Annotated in this window: 14 protein-coding genes; 9 read left to right on the plus strand and 5 right to left on the minus strand. The window is 64.0% G+C overall.

Annotated features, from left to right (window positions below):
* Nucleotides 1–59: 59 nt before the first annotated feature.
* Nucleotides 60–2,294 (minus strand): LPS-assembly protein LptD, encoded by a 2,235-nt coding sequence (locus tag F1609_RS17190; protein ID WP_167077628.1) that lies wholly within the window; start codon nucleotides 2,292–2,294, stop codon nucleotides 60–62.
* A 97-nt stretch (nucleotides 2,295–2,391) separates the two neighbouring features.
* On the opposite strand from F1609_RS17190, the gene F1609_RS17195 reads away from it, so the two are divergent.
* Genes F1609_RS17195 through F1609_RS17210 form a run of 4 tightly spaced genes read left to right on the plus strand, consistent with a single transcriptional unit; the run spans nucleotide 2,392 to nucleotide 6,674 of the window.
* The gene (locus F1609_RS17195) at nucleotides 2,392–3,447 is read left to right on the plus strand and encodes an aminoglycoside phosphotransferase family protein (RefSeq protein ID WP_167077629.1); all 1,056 of its coding nucleotides are present in this window, start codon (nucleotides 2,392–2,394) and stop codon (nucleotides 3,445–3,447) included.
* Nucleotides 3,448–3,460: 13 nt separating this feature from the next.
* Nucleotides 3,461–4,183 (plus strand): N-acetylmuramate alpha-1-phosphate uridylyltransferase MurU, encoded by a 723-nt coding sequence (murU, locus tag F1609_RS17200; protein WP_167077630.1) that lies wholly within the window; start codon nucleotides 3,461–3,463, stop codon nucleotides 4,181–4,183.
* Complete coding sequence (pepP, locus tag F1609_RS17205) at nucleotides 4,180–5,514, plus strand: Xaa-Pro aminopeptidase (protein WP_167077631.1); 1,335 nt, start codon at nucleotides 4,180–4,182, stop codon at nucleotides 5,512–5,514. Before murU ends, pepP begins: the two co-directional genes overlap by 4 nt.
* Complete coding sequence (locus F1609_RS17210; RefSeq protein ID WP_167077632.1) at nucleotides 5,514–6,674, plus strand: FAD-dependent monooxygenase; 1,161 nt, start codon at nucleotides 5,514–5,516, stop codon at nucleotides 6,672–6,674. The genes pepP and F1609_RS17210 overlap by 1 nt, the downstream gene beginning before the upstream one ends.
* A 58-nt stretch (nucleotides 6,675–6,732) precedes the next feature.
* Here F1609_RS17210 and F1609_RS35065 read toward each other — a convergent pair whose 3' ends face one another.
* Complete coding sequence (locus F1609_RS35065; protein ID WP_167077633.1) at nucleotides 6,733–8,406, minus strand: methyl-accepting chemotaxis protein; 1,674 nt, start codon at nucleotides 8,404–8,406, stop codon at nucleotides 6,733–6,735.
* A 285-nt stretch (nucleotides 8,407–8,691) separates the two neighbouring features.
* Between F1609_RS35065 and F1609_RS17220 the strand changes: the two genes are divergently transcribed.
* The 3 genes from F1609_RS17220 to F1609_RS17230 all read left to right on the plus strand — a co-directional run bounded on the left by F1609_RS17220 (nucleotide 8,692) and on the right by F1609_RS17230 (nucleotide 11,179).
* Nucleotides 8,692–9,609: a sensor domain-containing diguanylate cyclase gene (locus F1609_RS17220; RefSeq protein WP_167077634.1), complete on the plus strand. Its 918-nt coding sequence runs from the start codon at nucleotides 8,692–8,694 to the stop codon at nucleotides 9,607–9,609.
* A gap of 219 nt (nucleotides 9,610–9,828) precedes the next feature.
* Complete coding sequence (locus tag F1609_RS17225) at nucleotides 9,829–10,383, plus strand: hypothetical protein (protein ID WP_167077635.1); 555 nt, start codon at nucleotides 9,829–9,831, stop codon at nucleotides 10,381–10,383.
* Between the two features lie 340 nt (nucleotides 10,384–10,723).
* Nucleotides 10,724–11,179, plus strand: a complete 456-nt coding sequence (locus tag F1609_RS17230) for an Hsp20 family protein (protein ID WP_167077636.1) — start codon at nucleotides 10,724–10,726, stop codon at nucleotides 11,177–11,179.
* Between the two features lie 88 nt (nucleotides 11,180–11,267).
* Here F1609_RS17230 and F1609_RS17235 read toward each other — a convergent pair whose 3' ends face one another.
* From F1609_RS17235 to F1609_RS17245, 3 genes are all read right to left on the minus strand, one after another.
* Nucleotides 11,268–12,728 (minus strand): NAD(P)(+) transhydrogenase (Re/Si-specific) subunit beta, encoded by a 1,461-nt coding sequence (locus F1609_RS17235; protein ID WP_167077637.1) that lies wholly within the window; start codon nucleotides 12,726–12,728, stop codon nucleotides 11,268–11,270.
* The gene (locus tag F1609_RS17240; RefSeq protein WP_167077638.1) at nucleotides 12,725–13,060 is read right to left on the minus strand and encodes an NAD(P) transhydrogenase subunit alpha part 2; all 336 of its coding nucleotides are present in this window, start codon (nucleotides 13,058–13,060) and stop codon (nucleotides 12,725–12,727) included. Before F1609_RS17240 ends, F1609_RS17235 begins: the two co-directional genes overlap by 4 nt.
* Nucleotides 13,061–13,140: 80 nt before the next feature.
* Complete coding sequence (locus F1609_RS17245; protein WP_167077639.1) at nucleotides 13,141–14,253, minus strand: Re/Si-specific NAD(P)(+) transhydrogenase subunit alpha; 1,113 nt, start codon at nucleotides 14,251–14,253, stop codon at nucleotides 13,141–13,143.
* Nucleotides 14,254–14,498: 245 nt separating this feature from the next.
* Here F1609_RS17245 and F1609_RS17250 point away from each other — a divergent pair, with 245 nt between their 5' ends.
* Nucleotides 14,499–14,984 (plus strand): NUDIX hydrolase, encoded by a 486-nt coding sequence (locus F1609_RS17250; protein ID WP_167077640.1) that lies wholly within the window; start codon nucleotides 14,499–14,501, stop codon nucleotides 14,982–14,984.
* A 28-nt stretch (nucleotides 14,985–15,012) separates the two neighbouring features.
* Nucleotides 15,013–16,128, plus strand: coding sequence for a tRNA 2-thiouridine(34) synthase MnmA (mnmA, locus tag F1609_RS17255; protein WP_167077641.1), 1,116 nt, complete (start codon nucleotides 15,013–15,015; stop codon nucleotides 16,126–16,128).
* Nucleotides 16,129–16,139 lie beyond the last annotated feature (11 nt).

Raw genomic sequence — 16,139 nt, forward strand, 5'->3', positions numbered from 1 at the left:
TACGCATAATCTGGGAAGCACTTCTATATTCAGGTGAATAAAACAATCCGACGTCCCGCTTAGCGGCCCGAGCCCTGGTTCAGTCTCGTGTAGCCTGGAACGCTCTTGTAAAACGATTCGAGCGGGCTGCCGAAACCGAGCTTGGACAAGCCGTTCAGTTCCAGCTGGAAGAACATCGAGTTCGAGGTATTGCGCGTGGTGGTCACGAAACGCTGGCCACCCGCGCGGAACACCCAGCAGTCGGCCTGGTATTCGAGTCCGACCAGGCCCTCGACGACTTTATGTTCCAGTACCGAATACGTCACACGGCCCACGCCGTACCAGCGCTTCGACAGCGGCCACTGGGAAGATACCACCGCATTCTTGACGACGTCGCGCAAATAGCGGTATTCGGCGTTGATGACCTTCTTCGCGTCCGGCTGCCATTGCACGCCATAGTTCTGCGTCACCACGCTGCTGGCGCTGGCATTGTATTGCACGGCGCTGTCGAAGCTCCATTTGTCGGAAATGCGGCCCGAAGCGGCCAGCAGCACGTCGGAACGGCTTTCGGTACGCGGCGTGTTGGCCAGCTGGACGCGCTGCTCGTTCAGATAGAAGCGCTGCCCCAGCACCAGGCGCAGGCGCTCGGCGCCGTTGGTCTCCAAAAAGCGCGAGACCAAGGCCGCCGTCACCTGGTTGGCGTCCGACACGCGGTCGTTGCCGATGAAGCGGTTTTCGTTGAAGATCTGGGCCAGGTTAAAGGTGGCCTCGAAGGTGTCGAAGTTGGGGAACTGGCTCTGGTCCTTGTACGGCGTGTAGACGTAGAACAGGCGCGGCTCCAGGGTCTGGGTCATCTTGCGCCCGGTCAGCTTGGCGTCGCGCTCGAACACCAGCCCGCTGTCGAGCGAGAAGGTGGGCAGCGAGCGGGTCAGCGTGCGCGGGCCGTCGGCCCTGGTTTTTTCGAGCTCGTAGGCGCTGGCGTGCAACATCAGCTTGGGCGTGATGAAATACCCGGGGCGCACGATCGGATAACTGACTTGCGACACCACCACCGCCCGGTTGCCGGTCGGTAGGTCGGGATGCGAGAAGCGCGTCATTTCCGAGTCGACCGCCCAGTCGAAGCCCTTGACGTCGTAGCGGCCGGCGTGGAACAGCAGTTCCGGCAAGCGGTCGTAGGGGCGCGGCACGGTGCGGCTCGGATCGGTCGCCGAGACCGGGTCCTGCAGCACCTGGTAGCTCTGCACGCGCGCCGAGGCGCTCCAGAACTGGGTACGGTAGTCGGTGCGGATTTCGCGCACCAGCTGGCGTTCGGCGCTGGTCGAGATCGACTGCGAGAAGTCGCTCGGATAATTATCGTCCGAGGCCGCCTTCAGGTTCCAGCCGTACGACCAGCCGGGCGCGACGGCCTGGGTGTGCTGCGAATCGAGGCGCCAGCGGTCGGTCTTGGTGATCTTGTCGTTGAGCAGGAATTCAGCGTGGGTCTTGCCCTCGTAGCCGCCGTAGTCGTTCTCGCCGAGGTAGCGGCCGGTCGCGCCCAGTTGCAGGCCGCGGTCGAGCATCCAGCGCGGATACAGGGTCAGGTCGCGGTTCGGCGCGATGTTGACATAATAAGGTTGCAGGATCTCGGCCCGGCCCTTGGAACGGATACCAACGGTCGGCGGCAGCCAGCCCGAGCGGCGCGCGCCCGACAGCGAGAACGACAGCGCCGGCGCGCCGATGATCGGCACGCCCTTGAAATAGATCACCGTCTTGCCGGCCACGCCCACATCGCGCCCGGCGTCCAGGCGCAGGGTGTTCGATTTCAGGTACCAGTCGGGCAGCAAGCCTTCGCAGGTGGTGTAGGTGCCGTCGGTGACGATGGCCTCGTCTTCGCTGATGAAGTCGACCCGCTTGGCCGAGCCCTGCGCGTTGTTGAGCTCCATGCGGTACTGGGGCTCCAGCACCCAGCCCTTGCCCGAAGACAGGTTCAGTTGCAGCGCATCGCCCGTGTAGGTATCGCCGAAGCGTTCCATCCAGACATTGCCGTTCGCGGTGACCTCATTCTCGACGTTCTTGAAGCAGGCGCGGTCGGCTTTCATCCGGGTTTGTCCCCGGCTCAGTTCAACTTTGCGCTCAAGAATGAGTTCGCGTTCGGGGCGGCCGGAAATTTCTTCTGCGCGCACAGTGACGGGCAGGTTGGGATCTTCGGTACGTTCGCGCTTTTGGACGTTCTGGACGGTTTGGGCGTGCAGCGGCACCGCGGTGGCGGTGACGAGCGCCGTCAGGGCATAGGCCCAACGCTGCGAGGGGAGAGCTGCCGGTTTTTTCAAGCTCATGAAATGACGTGTGCAAACACCATGGCAGGCGATTTTTTGAGTTTAATCCCTTATTATATGGGAATCTCTACAATCAATCGGATTCTCAGGCTGCAACATGTCCTCATCGCTTACCACCACCCCCGCAACATCGTCGGACACCCGCCTGACGCAGCTCACCACCTGGCTTGAACCGCTCGGCCTGGTCCAGGTCGAATCGCGCCGTCCGGCCTCGGCCGACGCGAGCTTTCGCCGCTACTTCCGGCTCGACGTGGTCCCCGAACTGCGCGCCAAGCTGGGCGAGACCCTGATCGCCATGGATGCCCCGCCCGAGCGCGAAAACGTGCCGGCCTATATCCACGTGCAGGGTTTGCTGCTGGACGCCGGCGTGTCCGTGCCCGCCATCGTGGCGCAGGACGCGGCCAACGGCTTCCTGCTGCTGTCCGACCTCGGCACGACCACCTATCTGCAGCGGCTCGACGTCGACAACGCCCCCTTCATGTATTCGGACGCGGTCGATGCGCTGGTCAAGTTCCAGCTCGCCAGCGCGCCGGGCGTGCTGCCCGACTACGACCGCGCCTTCATCGAGCGCGAACTGAACCTGTTCCCGGAATGGTTCGTCGGCAAGCACCTGGGCGTGACCATGACCGACGTCCAGAGCGCCACCTTGAAAAAAGTGTTCGACGCGATCATCGCCAACAACCTGGCCCAGCAGCAAGTCTTCATGCACCGTGATTTCCATTCGCGCAACCTGATGTTCATGGACCAGGGCAACCCGGGCGTGCTCGACTTCCAGGATGCCGTGTTCGGCCCGGTCACCTACGACCTGGCCTCGCTGCTGCGCGACGCCTACGTCCAGTGGGACGAAGAAATCGTGCTCGACTGGGTGGTACGCTACTGGCAGCGCGCCAAGGCGGTCGGGCTGCCGGTCAATCCGGACATCGACGCCTTTTACCAGGACTTCGAATTCATGGCCCTGCAGCGCCACCTGAAAATCCTCGGCATCTTCTGCCGCCTGAACTACCGAGACGGCAAGAGCGCCTACCTGGGCGACCTGCCGACCGTGATCGACTACGTGCGCAAGACCTGCAACCGCTACATCGTGCTCAAACCGCTGGCGCGCCTGCTCGACGCCTTCGAAGACAAGGTGCCGCAAGTGGGCTACACCTTCTGATGCGGAGGTCTTCATGAAAGCCATGATCCTGGCCGCCGGGCGCGGCGAACGCATGCGCCCCTTGACCGACGAGTGCCCGAAGCCGCTGCTCAAGGTGCGCGGCCGCCCGCTGATCGTCTGGCACCTCCTGAACCTGGTACGCGCCGGGATCACCGAGATCGTCATCAACCACGCCTACATGGGCGAGGCGATCGAGCGTGAACTGGGCGACGGCGCCAGGTACGGCGCGCGCATCGTCTACTCGCCCGAAACGGTGGCGCTGGAAACGGCCGGCGGCATCGCCAACGCGCTGCACCTGCTGGGCGATGAACCGTTCCTGGTGCTCTCGGCCGACATCTACTGCCCCTACTTCGACTTTGCGCAAGTGACCGACGTGCTGGTCGACGAAGACATGTGGGGCAACCCCTACCCGCCCGAGAAACGCGACGCCTGCTGGATCTACCTCACGCCCAACCCCTTCCACAACCCGGAGGGCGACTTCGGCCTGACCATGTACCAGGTGGCCAACGCTGGTGAGCCGAAGTGGAATTTTTCGAACATCGGCGTGTACCGGCCGGAGATGTTCAAGGCCATCGCGCCGGGCACGCATGCGCGCCTGGGCAGCCTGATCCGCCAGTACGCGGACCTGGGCCAGGTGGGCGGCGAAATCTACGAAGGCGACTGGGTCAACGTCGGCACGGTGGCGCAGCTGGAAGAACTGAACGCGCCGCCGGGCACGCGCAAGGCACAATCATGAACAATACGCAGTTTGCAGCCCGGCGCGCGCGCCTGTGCGCGGCCATGCAGCCGGGCGCCGTGGCCATTTTGCCGACCGCGCCCGAAGTGCAGCGCAACAGCGACAGCGACTACCCGTACCGCCACGACAGCTATTTTTACTACCTGACCGGCTTCACGGAGCCGGACAGCGTGCTGGTACTGGTGGCCGGCATTGGCGAGACGGCGGCGCAGTCGATCCTGTTCTGCCGCCAGAAGAACGTCGAGCGCGAAATCTGGGATGGCTTCCGCCACGGGCCCGAGGGCGCGCGCAGCGCCTTCGCTTTTGACACCGCCTTCCCGATCGACGAGCTCGATGGCGAAATGGCCCGGCTGCTGGCCAACGCCCCGGCCGCGTACTACGCGCTCGGGCACAGCGCCGCGCTCGACATGCAGATGAAGAACTGGCTGCTGGCGGTGCGGCGCCAGGCGCGCGGCGGCGTGACCGCGCCGGCGGTGGCGCACGACCTGCTGGTGCTGCTCGACGAGATGCGCCTGTTCAAGGACGACAGCGAGCAAGCGACCATGCTGCGCGCGGCGACCATCTCGGGCCTGGCGCATGCGCGCGCGATGCGCGCGTCCAAGCCGGGCATGTTCGAATACGAAATCGAGGCCGAACTGCTGCACGAGTTCCGCCGCAGCGGCGCCCAGTATCCGGCCTACACGCCGATCGTGGCGGCCGGCGCGAACGCCTGCGTATTGCACTACAACGCCAACAGCGCGCAAACACGCGACGGCGACCTGGTGCTGATCGACGCCGGCTGTGAACTGGACAGCTACGCCGCCGACATCACCCGCACCTACCCGGTCAACGGCCGCTTCAGCGATCCGCAGCGCACCCTCTACGAGCTGGTACTGGCGTCGCAGAACGCCGCGCTGGCGGTGCTGCGGCCCGGCCGGAAATACAGCGACATCCACGATTGCGCCACGCGCGTGCTGGCGCAGGGCATGCTCGACCTGGGCTTGCTGGACAAGGGCAAATGGGGCAGCGTGGACGACGTGATCGCCGAACGCGCGCACCAGCAGTTCTACATGCACGGCACCGGCCACTGGCTCGGGCTCGACGTACACGACGCCGGCGCCTACCGCGACGTGCATGCCGATGGCAAGCCATCGCGCCCGCTGCAGCCGGGCATGGTGCTGACGGTCGAACCGGGCATCTACGTGCGGCCCGCCGAGGGCGTGCCGGAACAGTTCTGGCACATCGGCATCCGCATCGAGGACGACGTGCTGGTCACGCCAGACGGCCACACCATCCTGAGCGCCTCGGCGCCCAAGCTGGCCGACGATATCGAACAACTGATGCGAGCCTGATGGACACTACACCTACACAGTTTGACGTCGCCATCTGCGGCGCCGGGCCGGTCGGCATGGCGCTGGCCGCCCTGCTGGCGCGGCGCGGCATGGACAGCACGCGCATTGGCCTGGTCGACGCGAAGGCGCTCGGCGTGGCGCTTACCGACCCGCGCTCGATCGCGCTGTCGTACGGCAGCCGCATGCTGCTCGAAGAAATCGGCGCCTGGCCCCTGCCTTCAACTGCCATCCACCAGGTGCATGTATCGCGGCGCGGGCACTTCGGGCGCAGCATGATCGACCGCGCCGAGCATGGGGTCGAGGCGCTCGGCTACGTGGCGCGCTATGGCGACCTGGTGGCGGCGCTGGCGGCGGCATGCGAGCGCGCCGGGGTGGCGACGCTGCGGCCGATGCGCGTGGCAGGGCATACGGAGCAGGCGGACAGTGTCGCCCTCACGCTCGACGATGGACGCGCGCTGGAGGCGGCGGTGGTGGTGCAGGCCGAAGGCGGCGTGTTCGGCGAGCAGGATGCGCGCTCGCGCACGCACGACTACCGGCAGACGGCGGTCATTGCACGCGTGAGCACCAGCGCCCCGGTTGCGCACCGTGCGTACGAGCGGTTTACCGAAGAAGGGCCGCTGGCCATGCTGCCGCAGGACGGCGCCGACGGCCATCAGTATGCGCTGGTGTGGTGCGTGCGGCCGGAGCGCGCGCAGGCGCTGCTGGCGCTGGACGACGCGCACTTCCTGGCGCAGCTGGGCGAGGCGTTCGGGGAGCGTTTGGGACGGATGATTGGGACCAGCGCGCGGATTGCGTATCCGCTCGGACTGAATGCCGATCCGGGTGCGAGCGCGCGCACGGTGGCGATCGGGAATGCCGCGCAGACCTTGCACCCGGTGGCCGGGCAGGGTTTGAACCTGGGCCTGCGCGACGCGGCGGTGCTGGCGCGCTTGCTGGCGCGCGATGCGACGCGCGATGCGGGGCCGGCGGCCCTGGAGGCGTTTGCGAAGGAACGCCGGACCGACCGCAAGCTGGTGGTGGAACTGACCGACAGCATGGCGCGCGCGTTCGCGCACCAGGGGCCGGGGCAGGCGTTGCTGGGCTTGTCGCTGGGTTTGCTCGATACCTTCAACCCGGCCAGGAATTTGCTGGGGGAGTGGATGATGTACGGGCGGCGCTGAGCGTCAGCCGGTAGACCGTCGTTCCCGGCCTCGGCGGCCCCCTTGGCGGGAACGACGGTCAGAACTCTTCCCAATCCTCCGTTGGCGCGGTACTGGCCAACTGCTTCTTCACCGGCGCGCGCACCGCCGCTTTCGGCGCCGGCCTGGCCGCCACCCTCCTCGGCGCCACCGCCACCGCCGCCCCCGCACTCAACTTGAACACGCTGACCACCTCGGCCAGCTGGCGCGCCTGGTCCTGCATCGCTTCCGACGCCGCCGCCGCTTCTTCCACCAGGGCCGCGTTCTGCTGCGTCACCTGGTCCATCTGCGTCACCGCCTGGTTGATCTGGTCGATCCCCAGTGTCTGCTCCTGGCTGGCCGCCGCGATGTCGCCCATGATATCGGTGACCCGCTGGATGCTCTGGACGATATCGTTCATCGTGCTGCCCGCCTCATTGACCAGTTTACTGCCCGCTTCAACCTGCTCGACCGAGCTGCCGATCAGGCCCTTGATTTCCTTGGCCGCCTGCGCCGAGCGCTGCGCCAGGTTGCGCACTTCGCTCGCCACCACCGCGAACCCGCGTCCCTGCTCGCCCGCGCGCGCCGCTTCCACCGCCGCGTTCAGCGCCAGGATATTGGTCTGGAACGCGATCCCGTCAATCACGCCGATGATGTCGACAATCTTGTTGCTGGCCTCATTGATGCGCCCCATCGTGTCGACCACATTGCCGATCACGTTGCCGCCCTTGGTGGCCACGTCCGAGGCGGTGGCGGCCAGGGTGCTGGCCTGGCGCGCGTTGTCGGCGCTGGCGCGGACGGTGGAGGTCAGTTCTTCCATCGACGACGCGGTTTCTTCCAGCGAGCTGGCCTGCTCTTCGGTGCGGCTCGACAGGTCCTGGTTGCCGGCCGCGATTTCGGACGAGGCGACCGAAATCGTCTCGGTGCCGCTGCGCACCCGGCGCACCACTTCCACCAGGCTGTCGTTCATCTTTTGCAGGGCAACGAGCAACTGGCCGATTTCATCGTTCGATTCGATCTTGATGGTGTCGGTCAGGTTACCGCCGGCGATGCTGTTGGCGAAGCGCAGCGCCTCGGCGATCGAACGCGAAATGCCGCGAATGAGCGCGGTGCCCATCAGCAGGCCCACGGCGATGCTGAGCACAATCAGGCCGATGGCCAGCGCGCGCGCCGTTTCGAAGCGCGCCATGGCCTGCTGGTACTCGGACTTGCCGACGGTGAGCTGGTAGTTGATCAGGGTGCGCATATTGTCGCGCACCGGAACGAAGCTCTGATGCAGCGCGCCATGCACCAGCGCGACGGCGGCCGGCACATCTTTGGCCTTGAACGCGGCCAGGGTCGGCTTGATGCCCTGCGCGACGAAGGTTTCCCTGCTGGCCGCGAATTTGGCGGCGAGGGCCTTCTCTTCGAGCGTCAGATAGGTTTCCATGTACTTGCCCCAGAGCGCGGTGATGGACTGCACGCGCTGCTCGACATCGGTGCTGGCCTCGGACAGCCTGGCCGGGTCGGCGCTGACCGCCATCGCCAGCGTGTTCTGGTTTTGCTGGATCTGCGTGAGCACTTCGGCCAGCATGCCGGCCGCCACCAGGCGGTCCTCGTACACCGTTTTGAGCGACGCATTGGTCACGCTCAGGTTGCGCAAACCGATTATTCCGATCACCAGCGAAATGGCGCTGATCACCCCGATGACAAAAATGAGCCGTGCCTTGATCGTCACGTTCTTAAACATGGTCATTGACCTTTCAGTTGTCTTTGCCGGGCAGGCAGGATGCGACACGAAATTACTGTCCTCAAAGAAATATACCGAACTTGCATAGGGAGTTAAATAGCGCAATATCAACATAGGACAAATTAAGCGCGTCTTGTGTTTGTGATGCGACAAGCGGAACGGCAATGTTGTGTGCTTGTATTCATTGATGTCGCTACGCGTCAAGCTGTGCGAAATGCAGGCAATTTTTCATGGCATTCAGAAACTTATATGCTAAGGTCGTTGCAGTCCCCGTCCCTGCGGCCAACGACCATGCTCGACACCCTGCCCTGCACTCTCTCCCTGCGCCTGCTCGAGAACGCGCTCGATGCGATCGTCGTCATTGATGAAGACGGCGCCATTCGCTACCAGAACGGCGCGATGCAGTCGCTGTCGGGCTATGCGCAGGGCGAGGCTCTGGGGCAGCCGCTGACCGGCCTGCTGCCAGCCAACCTGGCGGGCCAGCACGAGCGCTACGTGCGCGCTTACCTGGACAGCTGCAAGGAGTCCACCGTGCTCGGGCAGGTGCGCGAATTCGCGATCCGGCACCGCACCGGCGAGATGGTCCCGATCGCCATGAAGGCGATCGACCTTGGCATCCATGAGGGCAAGCGCTACTTTGGCGCTTTTCTCGAAGACCTGCGCGCGCGCCGGCGCATGGAGGCCGAACGCGAAGCGCTGCTGGCGCAGCTGGAAAAGCAGGCGCTCAGCGATGCATTGACGGGCTTGCCGAACCGGCGCGCCTTCGACGCGGAAGCGCTGCTCACCTGCGCGCGCGCGGCCCGCAGCGGCGCGCTGACCTGCGTGGGCATCGCCGATATCGATTTTTTCAAGAAGATCAACGACCAGCACGGCCACGCCGCCGGCGACACGGTGCTGGTGGCGGTGGCGGGCCTGATCGGCATGGCCTCGCGCGCCACCGACTTTGTGGCGCGCACCGGCGGCGAGGAATTCTGCCTGCTGTTCCCCGGGCTCGATAGCGATACCGCCTGCGTGGTGGCGGAACGGATTCGCGGGGCGGTGGAAAACGGCACCATCGTCACGCCGCAGGGCGAGCAGGTGCGGGTGACGATCAGTATCGGCCTGGCGCATCTGGCGCCAGGGGCGCCGTTCAACGAAGCGCTCATGCGCGCGGACGCCGCGCTGTACGAGGCGAAACACGCCGGCCGCAACCGGGTACGCACCGGCTGAGCGCAGCGCGTCGTTCGCCGCACGGCCGGAACTCTCGCAATGCCCACCTGTTGGGCTACCTGTTGGGCGTATATGCAACAAAAATCATGTTGCGCAAGAACATAAATTAATAGAAAATTAACACCCCGCCGCAGAGCGCCGGCCATGCCGGCCATCGCCAGAGGTCCCCGATCACATGTGCCAGCCACAGCGCGCTGCGCCCTTTCACTCCAGAGAAAAATGAATCATCTCGCTTCCTTCGTCACCAAAGCGCTTGCGCCTTTGCTTGTTTCAATTTTCGTATTGCAGGGATGTTCCAAGTCGAATGCCGACCTGCTCAAATTCAAGACGCATAATTACGCGATGACGTGCTACGGCGGGGCCAGCCGTTGCTCCTTGATCTACGACGGCACCAGCAGCGACCAATTCCCGAGCGAGCCCGCTCCGGACAAACTGCCGTCCGACCTTAACAAGGTGCCCGGCGTTACCTCGTTCGCCGGAAGCGCCTTCGGAAAACCGATGATCATGAAGTGGATGGCGCGTGACGGCACGCAGTTGAGCCACACCGTCGATCTCAACAAGGAAATTCCCGACCACCGCGTTGCCTACGACCATCCGGAGCGCCTGTACGCAGAGCAGCCTTTCCATGGTGATCCGACTATCGTGGTCGAGTACGACGACCGGACGGTCAATGTGTACCTGGCCGCAACCTTGCAAGTCATTCCCCTTGATCCGGCCAACCGGAGTGTCGAGGATGTGGAGACGTTCAAGCGCGTCTACACGCGCACCTTGTAAACAAAATACGGCCTCGCATCCCGAGGCGGCATGAGGCGCAGATATGCGAGCTGCGAGTTGCAGATCATTAAGCGCCAGGCGGAGCTCGGTGAGGATTGCGCCTTCTAGTGAACTTTCATGCCGTGCAATGCCAGCCTTCGCGCCATCCGGGCGTTGGAGCAGTTGCCGCTTGATTATTTTCGCCCTGACCAAATTTTTTCAAACTATTTTTCAGCGCATTGGGCAAAAAACCGCATTTTTCAAGGCCTTGAAAACCCCTGGTATCGCCTTTAGATTGGATTCAACGGATGCTCCACGGAGGTCCGTCAACTTATCGCTTAACTTCTAAAGGATACTTATCATGCGCACATTCGACCTTGCTCCACTCTATCGTTCCGCTATCGGCTTCGACCGCCTGGCCCACCTGCTGGAATCGCAGCGCGCCGACGCGCAGCCCAGCTATCCACCGTATAACATCGAACTGGTCAGCGAAGACAAGTACCGCATCGTGATGGCCGTCGCCGGCTTCGACCGCTCGGAAGTCGAGATCGTCACCGAGCGCGACAGCCTGCACATCACCGGCCGCAAGCAGAAAGACGATACCGAGCGCACTTTCCTGCACCGTGGCATCGCGGCGCGTGATTTCGAGCAGCGCTTCCAGCTGGCCAACCACGTCAAGGTCACCACGGCCGCGTTCGACAACGGCATGCTGACCATCGAACTGGTGCGTGAAGTGCCCGAGGCCCTCAAGCCGCGCCGCATCGTCATCGACGGCGGCGACAACGTGCAGGCGCTGGAACAGCGCCAGGCCGCCTGATCGCCTGATCCGGCCCTGCCGGCCCCATGAAAAACGCCGCCCTGTACCACCGGGCGGCGTTTTTTGCTGTTAATGTCGCTGCTAACTTCTAGTCGACCGCCTTGACCATCGCCTCGATCACCTTCTTGGCGTCGCCGAACACCATCATCGTGTTGGCCTGGTAGAACAGATCGTTATCGAGCCCCGCATAGCCCGACGCCATCGAACGCTTGTTGACGATGATGCTCTTGGCCTTGTACGCCTCCAGGATCGGCATGCCGGCGATCGGCGACTTGGGATCCTTGGCAGCCGGGTTGACCACGTCGTTCGCGCCCAGCACCAGCACCACGTCGGTCTGGCCGAATTCGCCGTTGATGTCTTCCATCTCGAACACCTGGTCGTACGGCACCTCGGCTTCGGCCAGCAGCACGTTCATGTGGCCCGGCATGCGCCCCGCCACCGGGTGGATCGCGTACTTGACGATCACGCCCTTGTGGGTGAGTTTCTCGACCAGCTCCTTGAGCGAGTGCTGGGCGCGCGCCACCGCCAGGCCGTAGCCCGGCACGATGATCACGGTTTCGGCATTGCTCATGATGAAAGCGGCATCGTCGGCGGAACCCGACTTGACCGGACGCTGTTCCTGCGCGCCGCCGGCCGCTGCCGCCGCCGGGTCGCCGCCGAAGCCGCCCAGGATCACGTTGAAGAACGAGCGGTTCATCGCCTTGCACATGATGTACGACAGGATCGCGCCGGACGAACCGACCAGGGAACCGGCGATGATCAGCATCGAGTTATTCAGCGAAAAACCGATGCCCGCTGCCGCCCAGCCGGAGTAGCTGTTCAACATCGACACCACCACCGGCATGTCGGCCCCGCCGATCGGAATGATGATCAGCACGCCCAGGATGAAGGCCAGCACCGCCATGATGATGAACGGGGTCCAGGCCGGCTCCACGCCGGGCGCGAAGCAGAACACCAGCCCGAGCGCGATCAGCGCGATGGCGATGCCCAGGTTGAGCATGTGCTGGCCCGGAAAGCTGACCGGCGCGCCCTGGAACAGGCGGAACTTGTATTTGCCCGACAGCTTCCCAAAAGCGATCACCGAACCCGAGAACGTCACCGCGCCCACAAAAGTACCGATGAACAGTTCAAGGCGGTTCCCGAAAGGCAGCGCCACGCCCTGCGTGGTGATCTGGAATACCCACGGTTCGGCCACCACGGCGATTGCGATGCAGACTGCGGCCAGGCCGATCAGCGAGTGCATCGCCGCCACCAGTTCCGGCATCTTGGTCATCTCGACCTTTTTGGCGGCAAAGGCGCCGATGCCGCCGCCGACCACTACCCCGATCAGCACCAGCGTAAAGCCCAGGCCTCCGGTGGTAGCGGCCTGCGCCTGCAGCTTGTAGATCAGCGCCACGGTGGTGATGGTGGCAATGGCCATGCCGCTCATGCCGAAGGCGTTCCCGGTACGCGCGGTGGCCGGCGACGACAAGCCCTTGAGCGCCTGGATGAAGCACACCGACGCGATCAGGTAGAACATCGTCACCAGGTTCATGCTGATGTAATTCATGCGTGGTCCCCCGCCTTGGCTGCCACTGCCGCTGCCGGCGCCTTGGGTTCCTTTTTACGGAACATTTCGAGCATGCGCTGGGTGACCATGAAGCCGCCGAACACATTGACCGCCGCCAGCGCCACCGCCAGCGTGCCGGAGACCTGGCCGACGATGCCGGTGGTCAGACCCGCGGCCAGCATGGCGCCGACGATGATGATCGCCGAGATGGCGTTGGTGACCGCCATCAGGGGCGTGTGCAGTGCGGGTGTGACGGTCCAGACGACGTGGTAGCCGACGTAAATCGCCAGCACGAAGATGATGAGATTAATGATGGTGTGACTGACTTCCATGCTGCCTCCCTCTTGACGTTGATGTGACGGCGGGCCGCGGCCCGTCCTCCCTTGCTTTGATTCTTGTGGCAGCCTGCGTTCTATTTGCGCAGCACCGCGCCGTCGGCGCACACCAGGGTGGCCTTGAGGATCTCGTCTTCGCGGTCGATCACCAGTTGTTCATCCTTGTCGATGATCAGCTTGAGGAAATCGAGCACATTGCGCGCATACAGGGCCGAGGCATCGGCCGCCACCAGGGTCGCCAGGTCCGGCTCGCCGATAATGTGCACGCCGTGCTTGGTCACCGTTTTATTCAGTTCCGACAGCGGGCAGTTGCCGCCCTGCGACACCGCCAGGTCGACGATCACCGAGCCGGGCTTCATGGCCTTGACCGTCTCTTCGGAGATCAGCACCGGCGCCGCGCGGCCCGGAATGAGGGCGGTGGTGATGATGATGTCGGCCAGCTTGGCGCGTTCGTGGACCAGTTCGCCCTGGCGCCGCATCCAGTCGGCCGGCATCGAGCGCGCATAGCCGCCCGAACCCTTGGCGATTTCCTTCTCTTCGTCGGTGAGATACGGCACGTCGATGAACTTGGCGCCGAGCGACTCGACCTGCTCCTTGACCGGCGGGCGCACGTCGGACGCTTCGATCACGGCGCCCAGGCGCTTGGCGGTGGCAATCGCCTGCAGGCCGGCCACGCCCACGCCCATGATCAGCACGCGCGCCGCTTTCACGGTGCCGGCGGCGGTCATCAGCATCGGCATGAAGCGCTGGTAGGTGTTCGCCGCCATCATCACAGCCTTGTAGCCGGCGATGTTGGCCTGCGAGGACAGCACGTCCATGGATTGGGCGCGCGTAATGCGCGGCACCGCTTCGAGCGCAAAGGCGCGCAGGCGGGCGGCGGCCATGGCGGCGATATTGTCGGTGTCAAACGGATTGAGCATGCCGATCAGGACGGCATCGGGCTTCATGAGAGGGCGTTCCTCGGCGTTCGGTGCGCGTACCTTGAGCACCACGTCGCACCCAAAAGCCTCAGGCGCGCTGCCGATGGTCGCGCCGGCCGCGGCATACGCTTCATCGGTGACGGAAGCCATCAAACCGGCGCCCGCCTGGACCACCACCTGGTGCCTGGCGGCGAGCTTCTTGACCGTCTCGGGAGTTGCAGCAACACGGGTTTCACCCGACCGCGTTTCGGCCGGTATGCCTATTCTCATGACGCCTCCATAGAATTAATAAACTGCTCACGATAGTACACGCAAACCCAAAAATAGCACGACCATCCGTTTTTTCTAGATGAAGTCCTCCAGATCCAAACCGGTTGCACTGCACACTGCGCAAAATCCACCGTTTTCTTGTATCAGATCAATACGGTGTTCCCTGTTTTACGCTTGTGTTCGATGCCGGATCGGCAACCGATGCTGCATGAAGGTAAAATGACGGCTCATTTTGAAGGACACGCATGCCGCATATCTGGAAACCCTCCGTTACCGTTGCCGCCATCATCGAGCGTGATGGCAAGTTCCTCCTGATTGAAGAAGAGACCAGCGAAGGCATCCGCCTGAACCAGCCGGCGGGCCACCTCGACCCGCTCGAAACGCTGGCCCAGGCGGTGGTGCGCGAAGTGCTGGAAGAGACGGCATACGACTTCACGCCCGAGGCGCTGGTGGGCATTTACATGTCGCGCTACACCTCCAAGCGGCGCGGCACCGACGTCACTTACCTGCGCTTCACCTTTTGCGGCGAAGCCGGCGAGGAGCACGACCAGCCGCTCGACGACGGCATCATCCGCACCTTGTGGATGACGCGCGACGAAATGGCCGCCTGCCAGGAGCGCCACCGCAGCCCGCTGATGCTGCAGTGCGTGGACGACTACCTCGGTGGCCGCCGCATGCCCCTGGAAATGCTGCACACCCACGCCTCGGTGTTCGAGGGTGGATTAACTTAGACGGCTGTATTTAGACGGATTGAATGTAATGGCAAACGCAGGGAAAAAGCAGAAAGTCGTGATCGGCATGTCGGGCGGCGTCGATTCGTCGGTGGCGGCGTGGATGCTCAAGGAGCAGGGCTACGACGTGGTCGGCCTGTTCATGAAAAACTGGGAAGACGACGACGATTCCGAATACTGCTCGACGCGCCAGGACTGGATCGACGCGGCCAGCGTGGCCGACGTGGTGGGCGTGGACATCGAGGCGGTCAATTTCGCCGCCGAATACAAGGACCGCGTGTTCGCCGACTTCCTGCGCGAATACCAGGCCGGGCGCACCCCGAATCCCGATGTGCTGTGCAACGCCGAAATCAAGTTCAAGGCCTTCCTCGACCATGCGATGCACCTCGGCGCCGACCTGATCGCCACCGGCCACTATGCGCGCGTGCGCGAGAACGCCGGCAGCTTCGAGCTGCTCAAGGCGTTTGACCATACCAAGGACCAGAGCTACTTCCTGCACCGCCTGAACCAGGCGCAGTTGTCGCGCACCCTGTTCCCGCTCGGCGAAATCCCGAAAACGGAAGTGCGCAAGATCGCCGAAAAGCTGGCGCTGCCGAACGCCGCCAAGAAGGATTCGACCGGCATCTGCTTCATCGGCGAGCGCCCGTTCCGCGACTTCTTGAACCGCTACCTGTCGTACAAGCCGGGGCCGATGAAGACCGACGACGGCACCGTGGTGGGCGAACATGTGGGACTGTCGTTCTACACCCTGGGCCAGCGCAAGGGCATCGGCGTGGGCGGCATGAAGAAGTACAAGAACGACGATGGCTCGAGCGACGCCTGGTACGTGGCGCGCAAGGATATCGAGAACAACACCCTGTACATCGTGCAGGGGCATCACCATCCGTGGCTGTTGTCCGGCAGCCTGCACGCCGACCAGGCCAGCTGGGTGGCGGGTAGTGCGCCCGAGGCGCGCGCCATGTCGGCCAAGACGCGCTACCGCCAGGCCGACGTGCCGTGCGTGCTCACGCCCGACGGCATGGGCAATTTCGGATTGAACTTTACCGATCCGCAGTGGGCGGTCACGCCGGGGCAGTCGGCCGTGCTGTATGACGGCGACGTGTGCCTGGGCGGCGGGATTATCGCGGGATCGGCCGCGATCTGACGCAGCGGGCG

This window comes from Massilia aquatica, assembly GCF_011682045.1.
Classification (GTDB): Bacteria; Pseudomonadota; Gammaproteobacteria; order Burkholderiales; family Burkholderiaceae_D; genus Telluria_A; species Telluria_A aquatica.